We start from the raw sequence: 16,743 nt of genomic DNA, 5'->3' as shown, positions 1-16,743 counted from the left end.
GCCCGGGAATGCGCCCCCGTGGGCGTTATGCGTCAGTAGTCGAAGGCACGCTTTGTGTTCGCCGCGAGGGCTGTCGCCAGCGCGTCTTCGTCCAGGCCCCGTACGGCGGCCATCGCGCGGACCGTGACCGGAATGAGATACGGGGCGTTGGGCCGTCCGCGGTACGGCGCGGGCGTCAGGAAGGGTGCGTCCGTCTCGACGAGGACGAGTTCGAGGGGGGCCACGGCGAGGGCGTCGCGCAGTGGCTGGGCGTTCTTGAAGGTCATGTTCCCGGCGAAGGACATGAAGTAGCCGTTCTCGGCGCACAGTTCGGCCATCTCGGCGTCCCCGGAGTAGCAGTGGAAGACGGTGCGTTCGGGGGCGCCCTCCTCCTTGAGCACGCGCAGTACGTCGGCGTGGGCGTCCCGGTCGTGGATGACCAGGGTCTTGCCGTGCCGCTTGGCGATCTCGATGTGGGCGCGGAACGACCGCTCCTGGGCGGCCTTGCCCTCGGGTCCCGTACGGAAGTAGTCGAGACCCGTCTCGCCGACGCCCTTGACCTGCGGGAGGCCCGCGAGCCGGTCGATCTCGGCGAGCGCCTCGTCCAGCGCGCCCTCTCCACCCGGCTCGCGGGCGCCCTGCCGGGACCAGCCGTCAGGATCTCCGTGCACGATCCGCGGCGCCTCGTTCGGATGCAGCGCGACGGTCGCGTGCACGGCCTCGTACTCCGCGGCCCTCTCCGCCGCCCACCGCGAACCCTTCAGATCGCAGCCGACTTGCACAACCGTCGTCACACCGACCGACGCGGCCTTCGCGAGGCCCTCCGCGACCGTGCCGGACTGCATGTCGAGGTGGGTGTGCGAGTCGGCGACGGGCACGCGGAGGGGGTCCGGGAGGGGCGGGGCTTCGGCGTTGGAGGGCATGCCCCGATCCTACGAATACGAAGGAGCCGTCCCGGACCTCCCCCGGTGGGGTGGGTCAGCTCGCCTTGCGGTGCTGGAACGGGTGGAGCAGGTCGGAGAGGTGCCAGTGGTGGCGCTCCCCGTGCTCCGTGGACTCGGCCTCGGGCTGCTCCGCCTGGTGCGGCACCGAGCGGCGCGGGTGGAGGGAGTTCAGCGCCGAGGAGACCTGGCCGGCGCGCATGATGCGCACCACGTGGTTGTCGCAGTTCTGGCAGGTGGGCCGACTGAGCGGCGACGGCACGACCTGGCCGTCCGCCACGTACGTCACGAACTCGTGGTCCTCGGCGTCGAAGTGGTGCTCGATCTCGTACGACTGCTCCCAGCCGTGCCCGCACCGCATACAGGCGAAGGAATACGACTCGTGCACGACATCGATGGCCGCACCGGTGTGGTGGCCGGTCTGCCCTGCGATCTCACTCATGCCAGCTCCTCGGTCCGCTGGACAACCGCCTCCGGGGGAGCGGAGGCGGGGGACGGGTGCGCCCCCGTCAACCAGTGGACTCTTCTCGCAGATCAAGTGCACGAGACCTGTCGACTATTAGAGCCGTCTTGGCCGTTCCTTGCCCCAGAGCTCCTGTCGGGTGACGTGAGCTTTGCCTTTGCCGGGGCGCCTTTACCCGCCCATGGGGCCCCCTCCTGTCACGGGCGCCCCTACGGGGCGGCGCGCACGGCGTTCTTCGCCGCGACCACCGCGTCGAAGACCTCCCGCTTGGGCCGCCCCGCCTCGGCGGCGACCGCCGCGATGGCCTCCTTGCGCCGCTCCCCCGCCTCCTCCCGCACCCGCACCCGCCGCACCAATTCCGCGTCGTCCACTTCCTCGGCGCCCTTCTCGGGTGCCCCCTCCACGACGACGGTGATCTCCCCGCGTACGCCCTCGGCCGCCCAGGCCGCGAGCTCGCCCAGCGGACCGCGCTTGACCTCTTCGTACGTCTTGGTCAGCTCGCGGCAGACGGCCGCCCGGCGGTCGTCCCCGAACACCTCCGCCATCGCGGCGAGCGTGTCGTCCAGCCGGTGCGGTGACTCGAAGTACACGAGGGTGCGCCGCTCCCCGGCGACCTCGCGCAGCCGGGAGAGCCGTTCGCCCGTCTTCCTCGGCGGGAAGCCCTCGAAGCAGAACCGGTCGACGGGCAGTCCGGACAGGGCGAGCGCGGTGAGCACGGCGGACGGGCCGGGGACGGCGGTCACCCGGATGTCCTTCTCCACCGCCGCGGCGACGAGCCGGTAGCCGGGGTCGGACACGGACGGCATGCCCGCGTCGGTCACGAGCAGCACGCGCGCTCCGCCGGCCAGGGCCTCCACGAGTTCGGGCGTACGGGCCGACTCGTTCCCCTCGAAGTACGACACGACCCGTCCGGTGGGCTGCACGCCCATTGCCTGGGTCAGCCGCCGCAGCCGCCGGGTGTCCTCGGCGGCGATCACATCGGCGGCCGTCAGCTCCTGGGCCAGCCGGGGCGGTGCGTCCGCGACGTCTCCGATGGGAGTGCCTGCGAGTACAAGGGTTCCTGTCACGGTTCCATCCTCGCAGGGCCGATAAAGAGGCCTCGCACAGAAGGGTTCCCTACGATGGCGCGGTGACCAGTACCGCGTCCTCCACGGACACCCGGCAGGGACAGGGCGTCGAAGAACAGCGGCCGTCGTGGCAGTTGCGGCTTCGCCGGTTCGGCTACACGAGCCGGGCCAGAAGCGACGTCCGTGACCGTCTGGTGCCCGCGTACGCCCAGCCCAGCCCGCACCTGTGGGCGATGTTCGGGCTGTCGAAGCCGGCCGCCGCGCGTGTGGTGCGCTGGTCGGCGTGGGTGGGGCCGCTGCTGATCACGCTGATGGCGGGCCTGATGCGGTTCTGGAACCTGGGCAGCCCGAAGCGGGTGATATTCGACGAGACGTACTACGCCAAGGACGCCTGGGCGCTCATCCACCGCGGGTACGAGGTCAACTGGGCCAAGAACGCCGACGCCCTGATCCTGCGGAGCAACGGCGACGTCCCGATCCCCTCGGAAGCCGCGTACGTCGTCCATCCGCCGGTCGGCAAGTACGTGATCGGGCTCGGCGAGTGGCTGTTCGGGTTCACGCCCTTCGGCTGGCGGTTCATGACGGCCCTGCTCGGCACGCTGTCCGTGCTGATGCTGTGCCGGATCGGCCGCCGGCTGTTCCGCTCGACGTTCCTCGGCTGCCTGGCGGGCGCTCTGATGGCCGTCGACGGGCTGCACTTCGTGATGAGCCGCACGGCGCTGCTCGACCAGGTGCTGATGTTCTTCGTGCTCGCGGCCTTCGGCTGCCTGGTCATCGACCGGGACAGGACGCGCGCACGCCTCGCCGCCGCGCTGCCACCGGATGAGGACGGAGTCGTACGCCCGGACGCACACATCGCCGAGACGACCCGCCTCGGCCTGCGGCCCTGGCGCTGGGCGGCAGGCCTGATGCTGGGCCTGGCCTTCGGCACCAAGTGGAACGGCCTGTACATCCTGGTCGCGTTCTGCCTGCTGACGGTCCTGTGGGACGTCGGCTCGCGCAGGGTCGCGGGCGCCCGGCACCCGTACAAGGCGGTACTCAAGCGCGACACGGGCTTGGCGTTCGTGGCGACCGTGCCGGTGGTGCTCGTCACGTATCTCGCCTCCTGGACCGGCTGGATCCTGTCCCCCTCCGACGGCTCCGGCGGCTACTTCCGCAACTGGGCGGCCACCGAGGGCAAAGGCGGCAACTGGACGTTCCTGCCCGACTGGGTGCGCAGCCTGTGGCACTACGAGCACCAGGTGTACGAGTTCCATGTCGGCCTCACCTCGGCGCACACCTACCAGTCGAACCCGTGGAGCTGGATCGTCACGGGCCGCCCGGTCTCGTACTTCTACGAGTCCCCGGCGCCCGGCAAGGACGGCTGCCCCGTCGACGCGGGCGAGAAGTGCGCCCGCGAGGTCCTCGCCCTCGGCACGCCCCTGCTGTGGTGGGCGGCGGGCTTCGCGATCCTCTATGTGCTGTGGCGCTGGTTCTTCCGCCGCGACTGGCGGGCGGGCGCGATCGCCTGCGGTATCGCGGCCGGCTATCTGCCCTGGTTCATGTACCAGGAGCGCACGATCTTCTTCTTCTACGCGGTCGTCTTCCTGCCCTTCCTCTGCCTGGCCGTGGCGATGATGATCGGCGCGCTCCTGGGACCGCCCGGTTCGAGCGAACGCCGCCGTGTGGCGGGCGCGGCGGCGGCGGGCGTTCTGGTCCTGCTGATCGCCTGGAACTTCATCTATTTTTGGCCGATCTACACCGGCCAGGCCATCCCGATCGACTCGTGGCGATCACGAATGTGGCTGGACACCTGGGTTTGAAGAGCGGTTTGAGGGCAGTTCGAGAACCGGACACCTCGGCTTAACAATCAGGGAACACCGGCCACATGGGCCCCTCCTCCCGCATACAGTGCGATAGATGACCACCTTTCTGAACATGTTCAGAAAGGTCATGGGGAGGGGATCGCGCTATGCGCAAGGGGGCAAAGACCGCCATCGTGGGCGGGGTGTTCGCGGTGATGGTCGGGGGCGCCGGATACGGCGCGTTCAACATCGTGTCGGCGATCAGCGGGGGCAGCACGGCCGAGGGCGAGACCGTGAAGACCGGTCCGCCGTCGAGTGACGAGGTCAAGGAGACCAGCGAGAAGTTCTTCGCGGCCTGGGAGCAGGGCAAGGCGGCCCGGGCCGCCGGATACACGAACAACGCGGGCGTGGCCCAGCCCCTGTTCGCCGACTACCGCACCGAGGCGCACCTGACCGACGTGAAGATCACGCCGGGTACGCCGTCGGGCGGGACGGTCCCGTTCTCGGTCGCGGCCACGGTGTCGTACGAGGGGAAGAGCAAGCCCCTGTCGTACAAGAGCGAGCTGACCGTCGTACGTGGGGACAACACCGGCCGGGCGCTGGTCGACTGGCAGCCGACCGTGCTGCACCCGGATCTGGCGGAGGGCGACTCCCTGGTCACGGGCGAGGCGGCGAGCCCGCCGATCGAAGCGGTGGACCGGAACGGCACCGTGCTGACCAAGGAGAAGTACCCCTCGCTCGGGCCGATCCTGGACCAGCTGCGGGAGAAGTACGGCGACAGCGCGGGCGGCACCCCGGGCATCGAGCTGGCGGTCCGGAGCACGGACGAGAGCGCGGGCGACAAGACGCTTGTCACGCTCACGGAGGGCGAGCCGGGCAAGCTGCCCACCACGCTGAGCGCGAGCGCTCAGGCCGCCGCGGAGAAGGCGGTCAAGCAGTACTCCGAGTCGTCGGTGGTCGCGGTGAAGCCGAGCACCGGGGAGGTGCTGGCGGTCGCCAACAACCGGGCCGACGAGTTCAACGCGGCGTTCCTGGGCAAGCTCGCACCGGGCTCCACGATGAAGATCATCTCCGCGGCGACGCTGATCGACAACGGCATCACGACCGCGACCGGACCCGCGCCCTGCCCGGACACGGCGCCCTGGCAGAGCCAGACGTTCAAGAACATCGAGGACATGGAGCCCAACGAGAACGCGACCCTCTCGGAGAGCTTCGCGCGCTCCTGCAACACGGCGTTCGTGAAGTACGCGGACTCGGTGCAGGTCGACTCGCTCACGAAGGAGGCACAGGAGCGCTTCGGTCTCGGGAAGGACAACTGGAAGACCGGCATCGCGTCCTTCGACGGCTCCGTCCCTGCCTCCGGCGGCCCCAACACGGCGGCCAACATGCTCGGCCAGGGGGAGGTCCAGATGAACCCGCTCAACATTGCCTCGGTCACCGCGACCGCCATGACGGGCACCTTCCGCCAGCCGGTGATCGTGCCGCAGAGCCTCGACGACCGTGAACTGGCCACCGCGAAGGGCCTGGACCCGGGTACGGTCGCGCAGCTGCGCCAGATGATGAACCGCACCGCAGTCAGCGGCACCGCGGCCAAGGCGATGGCCGGGCTCGGCGGCGGCAGCATCGGCGCGAAGACCGGTTCGGCGGAGGTCGACGGGCAGGAGACGTCCAACAGCTGGTTCACCGGCTACCGCAACGACATCGCGGCGGCAGCCATGACTCAGGAGGGCGGCCGCGGCGGCGACGCGGCGGGCCCGATTGTCGCAGCCGTGCTACGAGCGTCCTCCTGAAGCCCCGTCTGTCACACCGGGACCCTAGGCTGTTGGCTCTCGTTCTCTAAGTGGAACGTGAGAGTACTGAGGCAACAGCGGAGGAACGGGAGCCGTGGGGAACAGGGGACGCGCCGGAGAGCGCGGCAGGACGAAGCCCGCCGTCATCGGGGGGATGATCGCCGTGGTCGTCGGTGGGGCCGGGTTCGGCGTCTACGCCGTGTACGGCGGTGGGGCGGCGGCCGACGACAGCGCGTCGACGGCCGCCGAGCGCAAGGCGGCGGCTGTGAAGACCGGCCCGCTGTCGGCGGCCGAGGTCAAGTCGGCGGCCACGACGTTCCTCACGGCCTGGCAGAGCGGTGACGTCACGAAGGCCGCCGCCACCACGAACGACACGGCTGCAGCCCGCACGCTGCTCACCGGGTACGGCAAAGAGGCGCACATCAAGGATGTGACGCTCACCCCTGGTACCAGATCCGGCACGAAGCTGCCGTTCTCCGTGAAGGGCACCGTCTCCTACAAGGGCCAGACCAAGGCCCTCGCATACGACTCCCAGCTCACCGTCGTCCGCCGGGCCGAGGACGGAAAGCCGCTGGTCGACTGGCACTCCTCCGTCGTCCACCCGGATCTGGAGGACGGCGACCGGCTGGTCACCGGGGAGGCCGGGACACCGCCGGTCAAGGCGCTCGACCGGGACGGCGGGGAGCTGACCGCGGCCAAGTACCCGTCCCTGGGGACGGTCCTTGACGGCCTGCGCGAGAAGTACGGCAAGAAGGCCGGCGGCAAGGCGGGCATCGAGCTGCGGGTGATCCGCGAGGGCTCCTCCGGAGATTCCGCCAAGGCGACCGAGAACAGCGAGGAAACCCCCGACAAGACACTGCTGGAACTGAGCAAGGGGACGCCTGGCACGGTCCGTACGACCCTCAATCCGAGCCTCCAGGCGACGGCCGAGGGGCAGGTGGCCAAGAAGCCCAAGGCGTCGTTGGTCATGACGAAGGCGTCGACGGGCGAGATCCTGGCCGTCGCGAACTCCGGCCACGGCTTCAACACCGCCTTCCAGGGCTCCCTGGCGCCCGGTTCCACGATGAAGATCATCTCGGCGTCGCTGCTCCTCGACAAGGGGCTGGCGTCGATGGACAAGCAGCACCCGTGCCCCAAGTTCTCCACGTACGGCGGCTGGAAGTTCCAGAACGACGACAAGTTCGAGATCAAGGGCGGCACGTTCAAGGCGAGCTTCGCGCGCTCCTGCAACACGGCCTTCATCAGCCAGGCCAAGAAGCTCAGCGACGACGATCTGACGAAGCAGGCCCAGGAGGTCTTCGGGCTCGGCAAGAACGACTGGTCGATCGGGGTGTCCAGCTTCGACGGCGCGGTGCCGGTGCAGTCCGACGCCCAGATGGCGGCCTCGCTGATCGGCCAGGGCGCGGTCCGGATGAACCCGCTGAACATGGCGTCGGTCGTCGCGACGGCGAAGACGGGCACCTTCCACCAGCCCTACCTGGTGTCTCCGGACGTCGACGACCGTACGCTCGCGAAGGCGCCCCGTTCGCTGTCCGCCTCCACGCGGGCCCAGTTGCAGCAGCTGCTGCAGTACACGGCCGCGGCGGGTACGGCGGCCGAGGCGATGGCGGGCCTCGGCTCCGACTTCGGCGCGAAGACCGGCTCCGCGGAGGTCGACGGCCAGAAGAAGCCCAACGGCTGGTTCACGGCGTGGAAGGGCGATCTGGCCGCGGCGGGAGTCGTACAGCAGGGCGGGCATGGCGGCGAGGCCGCGGGGCCGCTTGTCGCGGCGATGCTCAAGGCAGGGAGCTGAGGGCTCCCCTCCTGGAGACGCAGTTCGACCTGCGGGCCCGTCGTGGCTGGTCGCGCCCGCGCGGCGGAGCCGCATATCGAAACAGCCCCGCGCCCCTGAAAGGAAGGCCTGCGCCTTCCTTTCAGGGGCGCGGGACCTTCACCGGACTTCGCCAGTCCGCTCAGCTCCTGTGAGCCACCGGCGCCCCCGCCATATACGTACGCCGCAGGAAGCGGACCAGCGCTTTCACGTCGAACTGCACGACCTCCACCCCTTTCGGCGAGTGGAACTCCATCACGGCCTGCACCCGGCCGCACGGCCAGATGCGTATGTCACCGGAGGCGGCCGGAGTGCGCAGCCCTCGTTCGAGGAGGTCGCGAGCGACAACCCACTCGTGGTGTCCGGGAAGGGTGACGTGCACCTCGGGCGGATCGGCCTCGGGGTCGTAGCGGAGGGCGACCGGGACCGCGGGTAGGTCCTCCGCCGCATCCGTCACGATGTGGGCGCGCGCGTACTGCTCGACGGCGGACATCGGTCGCTCCTTCGCAGGGGGTCCGGGGGAACCCTGTGAGAACCCTTTGGGCTGATTTCTATCCAATGTCGCATATTTTATGGATTGCGCTCCCGAGCTATTGATGGACACCTCGCTCTTGCAAGCCGTTCGCAACAAGGCACTATCATCAAACGGTTAGCCAGCCGGCCGGACCCCGGAAGCGGAGCCCATCCATGCACGTGCCCGACGGATTCATCAACGCCCCCGTCTCCCTGGCCACCGGAGCCGTCGCCGCCGGAGCCGTCGCGGTCAGCCTGCGCGGCGCCCGGCGCGAACTCGACGAGCGGACCGCCCCGCTCGCGGGCCTGGTCGCCGCCTTCATCTTCGCCGTGCAGATGCTGAACTTCCCGGTCGCGGCAGGCACCAGCGGCCACCTCCTCGGCGGCGCCCTCGCGGCGATACTCGTCGGCCCCTATACCGGTGTCCTCTGTGTCTCCGTCGTGCTGCTCATGCAGGGCATCCTCTTCGCGGACGGCGGCCTCACCGCGCTCGGCGTGAACATCACGATCATGGCGGTGGTCACGACGGTCGTGGCCTACGCCGTATTCCGCGGCCTTGTAAAACTCCTGCCCAAGAAGCGCCGCTCCATTACCGTCTCCGCGTTCATCGCCGCCGTGCTCTCCGTGCCGGCCGCCGCCGCGGCCTTCACGCTCGTCTACGCGATCGGCGGCACCACGGACGTACCCATCGGGCAGGTCCTGACCGCGATGGTCGGCGTCCACGTCCTCATCGGCATCGGCGAGGCCGCGATCACCGCGCTCACGGTCGGCGCCGTCATCGCCGTACGACCGGACCTCGTGTACGGCGCCCGCGGACTGACCGCCCCGCTGAAGCTCCGCGTGAACGGCGAGCTGGTCGACGCCCCGGCCGCCGAGCCCGCCCCGGTCGCCGCCCGGTCCCCCCGCAAGGTCTGGCTCGCCGGCCTCGCCGCCTCTCTCGTCCTCGCCGGTTTCGTCAGCTTCTACGCCTCCGCCAGCCCCGACGGCCTGGAGAAGGTCGCCGCCGACAAGGGCATCGACGCCAAGGCCGAGGACCACGCCGCCGCCGACTCCCCGCTGGCCGACTACGGCATCGAGGGCATCACCGACTCCCGTGTCTCCGGCGGCCTCGCGGGCGTGATCGGCGTGGGCCTCACGGTGGTCGCGGGCACGGGCGTCTTCTGGTCCGTACGCAAGCGCCGTACGTCCGAGACCTCGCCCTCACAGGTCGAGGAAACCGTCTGACATGGGCGCAGGCCACGCACACAAGCTCTACCGGCACGGGCACTCGCCCGTGCACGCCCTGCCGCCGCACACCAAGCTCGCGGCCGTCTTCGCCTTCGTCATCGTCGTCGTCTCGACCCCGCGCGAGGCGATGTGGGCCTTCGCGCTGTACGCCGTGCTGCTCACAGCCGTCGCGTACGCGGCCCGCGTACCGGCCGGCTTCCTGCTGAAGCGGCTCCTGATCGAGGTGCCGTTCGTGGCCTTCGCGGTACTGATGCCGTTCGTGGCGCAGGGCGAACGCGTGGACGTCCTCGGGATGTCCCTGAGCGTGAACGGCCTGTGGGGCGCCTGGAACGTACTCGCCAAGGGCACCCTCGGCGTCGCCGCCTCCGTGCTGCTCGCCTCGACCACCGAACTGCGCGAACTGCTCCTGGGACTGCAGCGGTTGAAGCTCCCGCCGCTCCTCGTGCAGATCGCCTCCTTCATGATCCGGTACGGCGACGTCATCGCGGACGAGATGCGACGGATGAAGATCGCGCGGGAGTCGCGCGGCTTCGAGGCCCGCGGCGTACGGTCCTGGGGCGTCCTCGCCAAGTCGGCGGGCGCGCTGTTCATCCGGTCGTACGAGCGCGGGGAGCGGGTGCATCTCGCCATGGTGAGCCGGGGTTACACCGGTTCCATGCCGGTCATCGACGAAGTGACCGCGTCCCGGGCGCAGTGGTCGTACGCCCTTGCCCTGCCCGGTGCGGCCCTTGTCGTGTGTCTGTTGGGATGGACTCTGTGACGACCCCCTCTCTGGAAGTGGCCGGACTGGCCTTCGCGTACCCCGACGGCCACCAGGCCCTGTTCGGCGTCGACTTCACCGTCGCGCACGGTGAGCGGGTGGCGCTGCTCGGGCCGAACGGCGCCGGGAAGACCACGCTCGTGCTGCACCTCAACGGCATTCTGACCGGCGGCACCGGCACCGTGACGGTCGCCGGGCTGCCCGTCGGCAAGAAACACATGGCCGAGATCCGGCGGAAGGTCGGCATCGTCTTCCAGGACCCGGACGACCAGCTGTTCATGCCGACCGTGCGCGAGGACGTGGCCTTCGGACCCGCGGCGGCCGGTCTGAAGGGCCCGGAACTGGAGACGCGCGTACGCACGGCGCTGGAGCAGGTCGGCATGGAGGCCTTCGCGAACCGTCCCCCGCACCATCTGTCGTTCGGGCAGCGGCGGCGGGTGGCGGTCGCGACCGTGCTGGCGATGGAGCCGGAGATTCTGGTCCTGGACGAGCCGTCGTCCAATCTGGACCCCGCCTCGCGGCGCGAACTCGCCGACATCCTGCGGTCGTTGGACGTCACCGTGCTCATGGTCACCCACGACCTGCCGTACGCCCTCGAACTGTGCCCCCGCTCCTTGATCCTCAGCGAGGGCGTGATCGCCGCGGACGGGAAGACGGGCGAACTGCTCTCGGACGAGGAGCTGATGCGGGAGCATCGCCTGGAGCTGCCCTTCGGCTTCGATCCGCGTTCCGTGACAATGGGCGCGTGACGAACGACGAGACCGAGAAGACCACGGTTAGGGGCGAGGGCTCGCTCTTCCTGGACGACCAGCTGTGCTTCGCGCTGTACGCCGCCCACCGCGCGGTGACGGCCGCGTACCGCCCGCTGCTCGACGAACTCGGCCTCACCTACCCCCAATACCTCGCCCTGCTGATCCTGTGGGAGCGCGGCGAGACGCCGGTCAAGGAGCTGGCGGCCGCCCTGCGGCTCGACTACGGCACTGTGTCCCCGCTCCTGAAGCGGCTGGAGGCGGCGGGCCTGGTCCGGCGTGAGCGGTCGGCGCGGGACGAGCGGTCGGTGCTCGTCGCGGTCACGGGACGTGGGGAGGAGCTGCGGGAGCGCGCGGAGTGCGTACCTGGCGCACTGCTCACGGCGACGGGGCTCGGCGGGCCGGAGGTCGCGCGGTTGCGCGAGGAGTTGTGGCGGCTGGCGGAGAAGGCGGAGGCCGCGGCGGACCGTACCCGCTGATCTCGCGTTACCCACGGTTGCTACCCCCTGGTAACAAGAGCCTGGCTACCGCCAAGTACCTTGTGCACGATGTACTTGTGCGCATGTCTTCTGGGGGAGGCCAACCATGACTGATGGCACCGCTGTTGTCGACACCCGCCCGACAAAGATCATGTACGTCGCCGAGGCCACCGCGCACGGCGGCCGCGACGGCTACGTCACCAGCCAGGACGGCCAGATCGAGCTGAAGGTCGCGATGCCGCCCGCGCTCGGCGGCGACGGCAACGGTACGAATCCGGAGCAGCTGTTCGCGGCCGGCTTCAGCGCCTGCTTCCACAACGCGCTGGTCCTCGTCGGCCGCCGCGCCGGCTTCGACCTCACCGGTTCCACGGTCGCCGCGAAGGTCGGCATCGGCCCGAACAAGCAGCGGGGCTACGGACTCGCGGTCGCCCTCAGCGTCTCGCTCCCCGTCCTCGACGCGGGCATCGCGTCGAAGCTGGTGGACGCGGCCCACGAGGTCTGCCCGTACTCGAACGCGACGCGGGGGAACATCGACGTGACGATTCTGCTTGGCTGAAGGAGGCGACCGGGACAGCGATCCTTCAGCGAGACAGGAGTACGAACGTGGACGTGCACGGCACAGTGGCCGAGGGCTTCGAGCCGGTCAGGGACGCGTTCGTACGGAACTTCGCGGCGCTCGGGGACCGGGGCGCGGCGGTGGCCGTGTACCGGGACGGGCGCAAGGTGGTCGACCTGTGGGGCGGGACGCGCGATGTCGACGGCACCGAGCCCTGGGAGCGGGGCACGGCCCAGATCATGCGCTCGGCGACCAAGGGCGTCGCCGCCGCCGTACCGCTGCTGTTGCACCAGCGCGGGGAGTTGGACCTGGACGCACCGGTCGGCGAGTACTGGCCGGAGTTCAAGGCGCGCGGCAAGGACCGCGTGCTGGTCCGGCACGTGCTGAACCATCGGGCCGGGCTCCCGGTGCTCGACCGCCCGCTCACGCCGGAGGAGGCCCTGGAGCCTTCGAAGGGCCCCGAGGCCGTGGCCGCCCAAGCCCCCGTCTGGGCGCCCGGCACGGATCACGGCTATCACGCGCTGACGTACGGCTGGATGCTCGACGAGTTGGTGCGGCGCGTGACAGGACACGGCATCGGTGAGTGGATCGCGTCGGAGATCGCCGGGCCGCTGGGCCTGGACCTGTGGCTGGGGCTGCCGGCGGAGGAGGAGGCAGCGGGCCGGACCGGCCGCGTCGGCCGGATCGAGGCACCGGAGCCGGCCGGGGCGGGCCCGCGCCTCCGCCCGAAGCGCTCGGTCACCGAGGCCTATGACGACCCCTCCTCCCTCACCCGGCGGGCCTTCGCCGCGATCACCCCGTTCCCCGACCAGAACGACCCGGCGTACCGCGCGGCGACGCTCCCCGCGACGAACGGCATCGCGACGGCCGACGGCCTGGCCCGCTTCTACGCTTCGCTGATCGGCGAAGTGGACGGCGTACCAAGCCTGTTCACACCACAGACACTGGCAGCGGCCCGCAAGGAGGAGTCGGCGGGTCCCGACCGCGTCCTGGTGATCAACACCCGCTTCGGCCTCGGCCACATGCTCCACGGCTCGGCCTCCCCCTTCCTGTCCCCCGGCTCCTTCGGCCACCCGGGTCGCGGTGGCCCCCTCGGCTTCGCCGACCCCGAGTCGGGCATCGCTCTCGGCTACGTGACGAACGGCTTCCGCAAGACGGTGACGGCGGATCCGCGGGCACAGGCGTTGGTACGGGCGGTACGGGCGGCGCAGTCGTCGTAGCCGAGTCCCCCGCTGTTCCTCGCTCGATCTGGTGCGTTCGTGGTGCGGTCCATGCGGTGCACAGCGGTCGGCCGTCCTCGACCACGCAGCGAGCCAGATGCCGGAAGGTCCTCACCCGGAACCCGCACTATCCGTCCACAACCTCCCCAGACAGAACGATCAGCGGGCAAGATGGCCTCATGACAAAGCTGTCGGTACGGTCGGTCCGTCGTACTCCCTCCGGTTCGGTGCTGTCGTTGTGGTCACAGGACTCCGTGTTGTCGATCGGCTCAGTGGGTTCGGTGCTGTCCGTGGGGTCCGTCGGTTCGGCCTTGTCGGTCGGCTCGATCGGAAGCGCCCTGTCGGTCGGCTCGATCGGTTCCGCCCTGTCGCTGATTTCAACCGGGTCGTGGCTGAGTACAGGATCGTTGTTCTCCGCGCAGTCGCGGTGGTCGGTGCTGTCCTGGCGTTCCTCTCGCGGTTTCCTGGCCGCGGGAGCGGTAGGGGCAGCGGCCGGAAGCGCCCTGTTGTTGGCCCAGATACTGCACAAGGCCGAAACCGGAACCGAATGACCAGGTCGGGCTGAGAGGATATTCCGCTCCGCGTTTCAGCCCGAAAATGACAGGCCGAACGGACTCTGGTGGCGTGAATCTCGCGACCAGGGCGCACTCCTGGTTTCCGCGGTCGAATAGATAGGTATTGCTACCCATAGTAAGAGCTAAAGAATCACGCTCAGCGCTATACGGGCGAATCACGATTAGACAGGTCTCTCCCGAAATAGTGCCGAAGAATCCGGCTTTCCTGTGCAGAGCGCGCATTCTCTTGCTGCGATCCCAGAGCCAAACAACTGCACCACCGATAAGGCTGGTTGCCAGCACAGGGCCTGACCGTGGGCACCGGACGGCATGACAACACCGCACAAGCAAGTTCAGCAGCGGAGTTCACCCTCCAGCAGGCCCATTGTGAACATGTCGTACCACCGGCCGTCGCGCCGGAAGACTTGGCGCAGCCTGCCCTCCTCGACGAAGCCGACCTTCTGGTAGACGTGGTGAGCGGAGTGGTTCTCGGTGACGACGGTCAGCGTGATCTTGTGTAGGCGCATCTCCTCGAAGCCATAGCGGCAGATCGTCCGCATTGCGTCGGTGGCGTAACCGCGCCCCCAGTACTCCTTCTCGCCGAGGTAGATGTCGAGTTCGGCGCATCCGGTCTCCGGCTCGGCGTCGCGTAATCGGACCAGGCCGATGAGCTTTGCGTCAGTGAGTACCTCGACCCCAAGGAGCACATCGCCGTACGTATTGCGCGGGCGTTCCTCCATCCGCTTCCTGACCTGGGCCAGCGGCTGGGCGTAGCCATCGTCCATCCAGCGCATCACATCGGGGTCGTGGTTCCAGCGCCACAGCGCCTCAGCGTCTGACGGCTCCATCGGCCGCAGCTTCACCAGCTCTCCGAGCACCATGTCGGCCAGCCCTTCGGGTGCTTGATGATCAGTATTCACGAATCCGCCAGAAGTAGCACGGGCTGGTCGTCACGCTCAACCCCATGAGCGACACTGCCCATTCGATCCGGTCCTGGGCACTCACCTGACCGCAGCCAGGTCGACATCACGCATTCCCAACTGATTGCTGTAGCGCGCGGCACGGAACCGGACAGGCTGGAGCGGGGCGGAGACAGTAGCGCAGGCCCGGCTGGGGGTCGGGTCGCGCACGGTGAGCGGAGAGAGTCGCGTTGAACCCGCAGAGAAAGTTGTTACTCAGGCTTCGGCTGGCCCCGACCGAACCCAGGCCATCAACACCAGCTTCAGCCTCTGCTACATGCTCCACGGCTCAACTTCCCCCTTACTGTCCTGAGCCGAAGCACGTTAGTTGTCACGTAGGCAGCCTTCTTGTCACCTGCGGGGCCGCGGGCCTGTCGATCGTCTTGGCCAGTTCCTCGGCGTGGGCGTCGAGGAACGACTTGAGGGCCCCGTAGGTAGGGGAGGTTGTCCTGCGTCCATCTGCCTGCGTGAGTTGGTGGCAGAGGTTGTGCCGTTGTCGGCTCCAGACGGCGAGGAGTTCGGGATCGTGGGCGATGTGTGGTGGGCAGGGCGCGAGCTGAGTGCGAGGTTCCCGGCGCTCAGCTGTAGTAGGCGATCTTCTCGTCGAGAACCTCCATGGCCCGGCACAGCGCTGCCACCCGCTGCTCCAGGGAGGCACGGCGCTCGCGAAGGAAGGCGACCCGGTCCTGCGGAGGGTGCTCGGCGCGCAGGATGGCGACGAACCCCCGCAGGTCGGTGATGCCGAGGCCGGCCTCGCGGAAGCACGTGACCAGGCCGATCCAGAAGAGGTCGTCCTCGGTGTACTGTCTGCGCCCGCCAGGGGAACGCCGGATCGGGCCGATGAGTCCTTCGCGCTCGTAGTAGCGCAGCGTGTCGATGGAGACACCGGTGCGGTCGGCGGCCGTTGCCGGGGTGAGAGTGGTCATGGGACTCCTTCGGTGACTGCCGCTACCGCGCTTCGCCGAAGCGCGCCAGGTGCTCGTCGCTGAGCCGCACACGGCGCGCAGCGAGTGCCTCCTCGATCTGCTCCACCCGGCTCGCGCCGACGATGGGATCGATCCCCTGCCGCATCAGCCATGCCAGGACGACCTGGTTCCTCGTGGCCGAGAGCTCGCCGGCGACGTCGTCCAGGACCGCGAGCACCTGGATGGTCCCGGGGTGATCATAAGTGTGCGGAAGCGGCTTGTCCGCGCGCACGTAGGAACCCCACATCAGCGAGCTGTACGACCACACGGCGAGCCCCTCCGACCGCGCGAGGTCCAGGTCCTCGGCAGCGAGCATGCGGTGGCCGGCCTCCGCCACGGGGGTGAGCGGGCGCGGCTGGACGAGTGAGTGGCGCAGTTGCAGGGCCGTCCACGGTTCCACGCGCTGCTCCCTCGCCAGTGACCGGGCGCGCTCGACACGCCAGGCGGCATGGTTCGCCGCCCCGACCCGCAGAGCCACTCCCTTTGCGACCAGCTCGCCGAAGGCGCCGACCGTCTCCTCCAGCGGCACGGTGCGGTCCTCGGCGTGAGCCCACAGCAGATCGATGTGCTCGACTCCCAGACGTCCCAGGCTCTCCTCCACACCGGCGTGGACGGCGCGGGCGGAGAGCCCTTCGGCGCTTTTCGGCCAGGAGTGCGGAACGAGCGGGTTCTGCCGGACCTTCGTCGCGATCCGCACCGCGTCGCGCGCGCCTGGGCGGGCCCGGAGCCATGCGCCGATGAGGCGCTCGCTGGCGCCGCCGACGCCACTGGGGTCGGCCCAGAAGGAATAGCAGTTCGCGGTGTCGAGCCAGACACCGCCGCCGGCGACGAAGGAGTCGAGGATCGCGAAGGCCCGGTCGGGGTCGACGCGGGTGCCGAAGTCCATCGTTCCGAGGACGATCTGGGGGTCGGTGGTGTTCATGCCGC

General features: G+C 69.3%; 17 protein-coding genes. 10 read left to right on the top strand and 7 right to left on the bottom strand.

All coding sequences use genetic code 11. The features are described 5' to 3' along the window. Positions 1 to 32 precede the first annotated feature (32 nt). The 3 genes from OP79_RS25065 to rsmI form a co-directional block, all read right to left on the bottom strand. Positions 33 to 902 carry a TatD family hydrolase gene (locus OP79_RS25065; protein WP_033323073.1) on the bottom strand — a complete coding sequence of 290 codons (870 nt, stop codon included), beginning with the start codon at positions 900 to 902 and terminating at the stop codon, positions 33 to 35. 55 nt (positions 903 to 957) lie between these two features. After that, positions 958 to 1,362, bottom strand: coding sequence for a hypothetical protein (locus OP79_RS25060; RefSeq protein ID WP_033323072.1), 405 nt, complete (start codon positions 1,360 to 1,362; stop codon positions 958 to 960). A 230-nt stretch (positions 1,363 to 1,592) separates the two neighbouring features. Then, entirely contained in the window at positions 1,593 to 2,450 is an 858-nt protein-coding gene (gene rsmI / locus OP79_RS25055) for a 16S rRNA (cytidine(1402)-2'-O)-methyltransferase (protein ID WP_033323070.1), read from the bottom strand. A 62-nt stretch (positions 2,451 to 2,512) separates the two neighbouring features. Between rsmI and OP79_RS25050 the strand changes: the two genes are divergently transcribed. From OP79_RS25050 to OP79_RS25040, 3 genes are all read left to right on the top strand, one after another. Beyond that, complete coding sequence (locus OP79_RS25050) at positions 2,513 to 4,252, top strand: dolichyl-phosphate-mannose--protein mannosyltransferase (RefSeq protein WP_033323069.1); 1,740 nt, start codon at positions 2,513 to 2,515, stop codon at positions 4,250 to 4,252. Positions 4,253 to 4,401: 149 nt separating this feature from the next. Continuing rightward, a complete protein-coding gene (locus OP79_RS25045) occupies positions 4,402 to 6,024 on the top strand; it encodes a penicillin-binding transpeptidase domain-containing protein (protein WP_033323067.1) in 1,623 nt (540 codons plus the stop codon). Positions 6,025 to 6,118: 94 nt separating this feature from the next. Further along, the gene (locus OP79_RS25040) at positions 6,119 to 7,816 is read left to right on the top strand and encodes a penicillin-binding transpeptidase domain-containing protein (protein ID WP_033323066.1); all 1,698 of its coding nucleotides are present in this window, start codon (positions 6,119 to 6,121) and stop codon (positions 7,814 to 7,816) included. A 160-nt stretch (positions 7,817 to 7,976) separates the two neighbouring features. On the opposite strand, the gene OP79_RS25035 is transcribed toward OP79_RS25040, so the two are convergent. Next, on the bottom strand, positions 7,977 to 8,327 hold the full coding sequence (locus tag OP79_RS25035) for an SsgA family sporulation/cell division regulator (RefSeq protein ID WP_033323065.1): 351 nt from the start codon (positions 8,325 to 8,327) through the stop codon (positions 7,977 to 7,979). A gap of 194 nt (positions 8,328 to 8,521) precedes the next feature. Between OP79_RS25035 and OP79_RS25030 the strand changes: the two genes are divergently transcribed. The 7 genes from OP79_RS25030 (at position 8,522) to OP79_RS52110 (ending at position 13,889) form a co-directional block, all read left to right on the top strand. Next, the gene (locus OP79_RS25030) at positions 8,522 to 9,571 is read left to right on the top strand and encodes an energy-coupling factor ABC transporter permease (RefSeq protein ID WP_033323064.1); all 1,050 of its coding nucleotides are present in this window, start codon (positions 8,522 to 8,524) and stop codon (positions 9,569 to 9,571) included. 1 nt (position 9,572) lies between these two features. Further along, positions 9,573 to 10,334, top strand: a complete 762-nt coding sequence (gene cbiQ / locus OP79_RS25025) for a cobalt ECF transporter T component CbiQ (RefSeq protein WP_033323063.1) — start codon at positions 9,573 to 9,575, stop codon at positions 10,332 to 10,334. Beyond that, positions 10,322 to 11,083, top strand: a complete 762-nt coding sequence (locus OP79_RS25020) for an energy-coupling factor ABC transporter ATP-binding protein (RefSeq protein WP_033323062.1) — start codon at positions 10,322 to 10,324, stop codon at positions 11,081 to 11,083. The genes cbiQ and OP79_RS25020 overlap by 13 nt, the downstream gene beginning before the upstream one ends. Next, positions 11,080 to 11,562 carry a MarR family winged helix-turn-helix transcriptional regulator gene (locus OP79_RS25015; protein WP_051744902.1) on the top strand — a complete coding sequence of 161 codons (483 nt, stop codon included), beginning with the start codon at positions 11,080 to 11,082 and terminating at the stop codon, positions 11,560 to 11,562. The genes OP79_RS25020 and OP79_RS25015 overlap by 4 nt, the downstream gene beginning before the upstream one ends. A 106-nt stretch (positions 11,563 to 11,668) precedes the next feature. Further along, positions 11,669 to 12,118 (top strand): organic hydroperoxide resistance protein, encoded by a 450-nt coding sequence (locus OP79_RS25010; protein ID WP_033323061.1) that lies wholly within the window; start codon positions 11,669 to 11,671, stop codon positions 12,116 to 12,118. 47 nt (positions 12,119 to 12,165) lie between these two features. Beyond that, complete coding sequence (locus tag OP79_RS25005) at positions 12,166 to 13,338, top strand: serine hydrolase domain-containing protein (protein ID WP_033323060.1); 1,173 nt, start codon at positions 12,166 to 12,168, stop codon at positions 13,336 to 13,338. Between the two features lie 179 nt (positions 13,339 to 13,517). Continuing rightward, positions 13,518 to 13,889 carry a hypothetical protein gene (locus OP79_RS52110; protein ID WP_078491999.1) on the top strand — a complete coding sequence of 124 codons (372 nt, stop codon included), beginning with the start codon at positions 13,518 to 13,520 and terminating at the stop codon, positions 13,887 to 13,889. 356 nt (positions 13,890 to 14,245) lie between these two features. Here OP79_RS52110 and OP79_RS24995 read toward each other — a convergent pair whose 3' ends face one another. The 3 genes from OP79_RS24995 to OP79_RS24985 all read right to left on the bottom strand — a co-directional run bounded on the left by OP79_RS24995 (position 14,246) and on the right by OP79_RS24985 (position 16,738). Continuing rightward, positions 14,246 to 14,773 (bottom strand): GNAT family N-acetyltransferase, encoded by a 528-nt coding sequence (locus tag OP79_RS24995; RefSeq protein WP_033323058.1) that lies wholly within the window; start codon positions 14,771 to 14,773, stop codon positions 14,246 to 14,248. A gap of 656 nt (positions 14,774 to 15,429) precedes the next feature. Beyond that, positions 15,430 to 15,777, bottom strand: coding sequence for a MerR family transcriptional regulator (locus tag OP79_RS24990; RefSeq protein WP_033323056.1), 348 nt, complete (start codon positions 15,775 to 15,777; stop codon positions 15,430 to 15,432). Between the two features lie 22 nt (positions 15,778 to 15,799). Beyond that, the gene (locus tag OP79_RS24985; protein ID WP_033323055.1) at positions 15,800 to 16,738 is read right to left on the bottom strand and encodes an aldo/keto reductase; all 939 of its coding nucleotides are present in this window, start codon (positions 16,736 to 16,738) and stop codon (positions 15,800 to 15,802) included. Positions 16,739 to 16,743 lie beyond the last annotated feature (5 nt).

The sequence above is a fragment of the Streptomyces yerevanensis genome, assembly GCF_000716805.1.
Classification (GTDB): Bacteria; Actinomycetota; Actinomycetes; order Streptomycetales; family Streptomycetaceae; genus Streptomyces; species Streptomyces flaveus.
The sequence above is the reverse complement of the archived record's forward strand: the minus strand, read 5'-3'. Positions and strand labels throughout refer to the sequence as shown.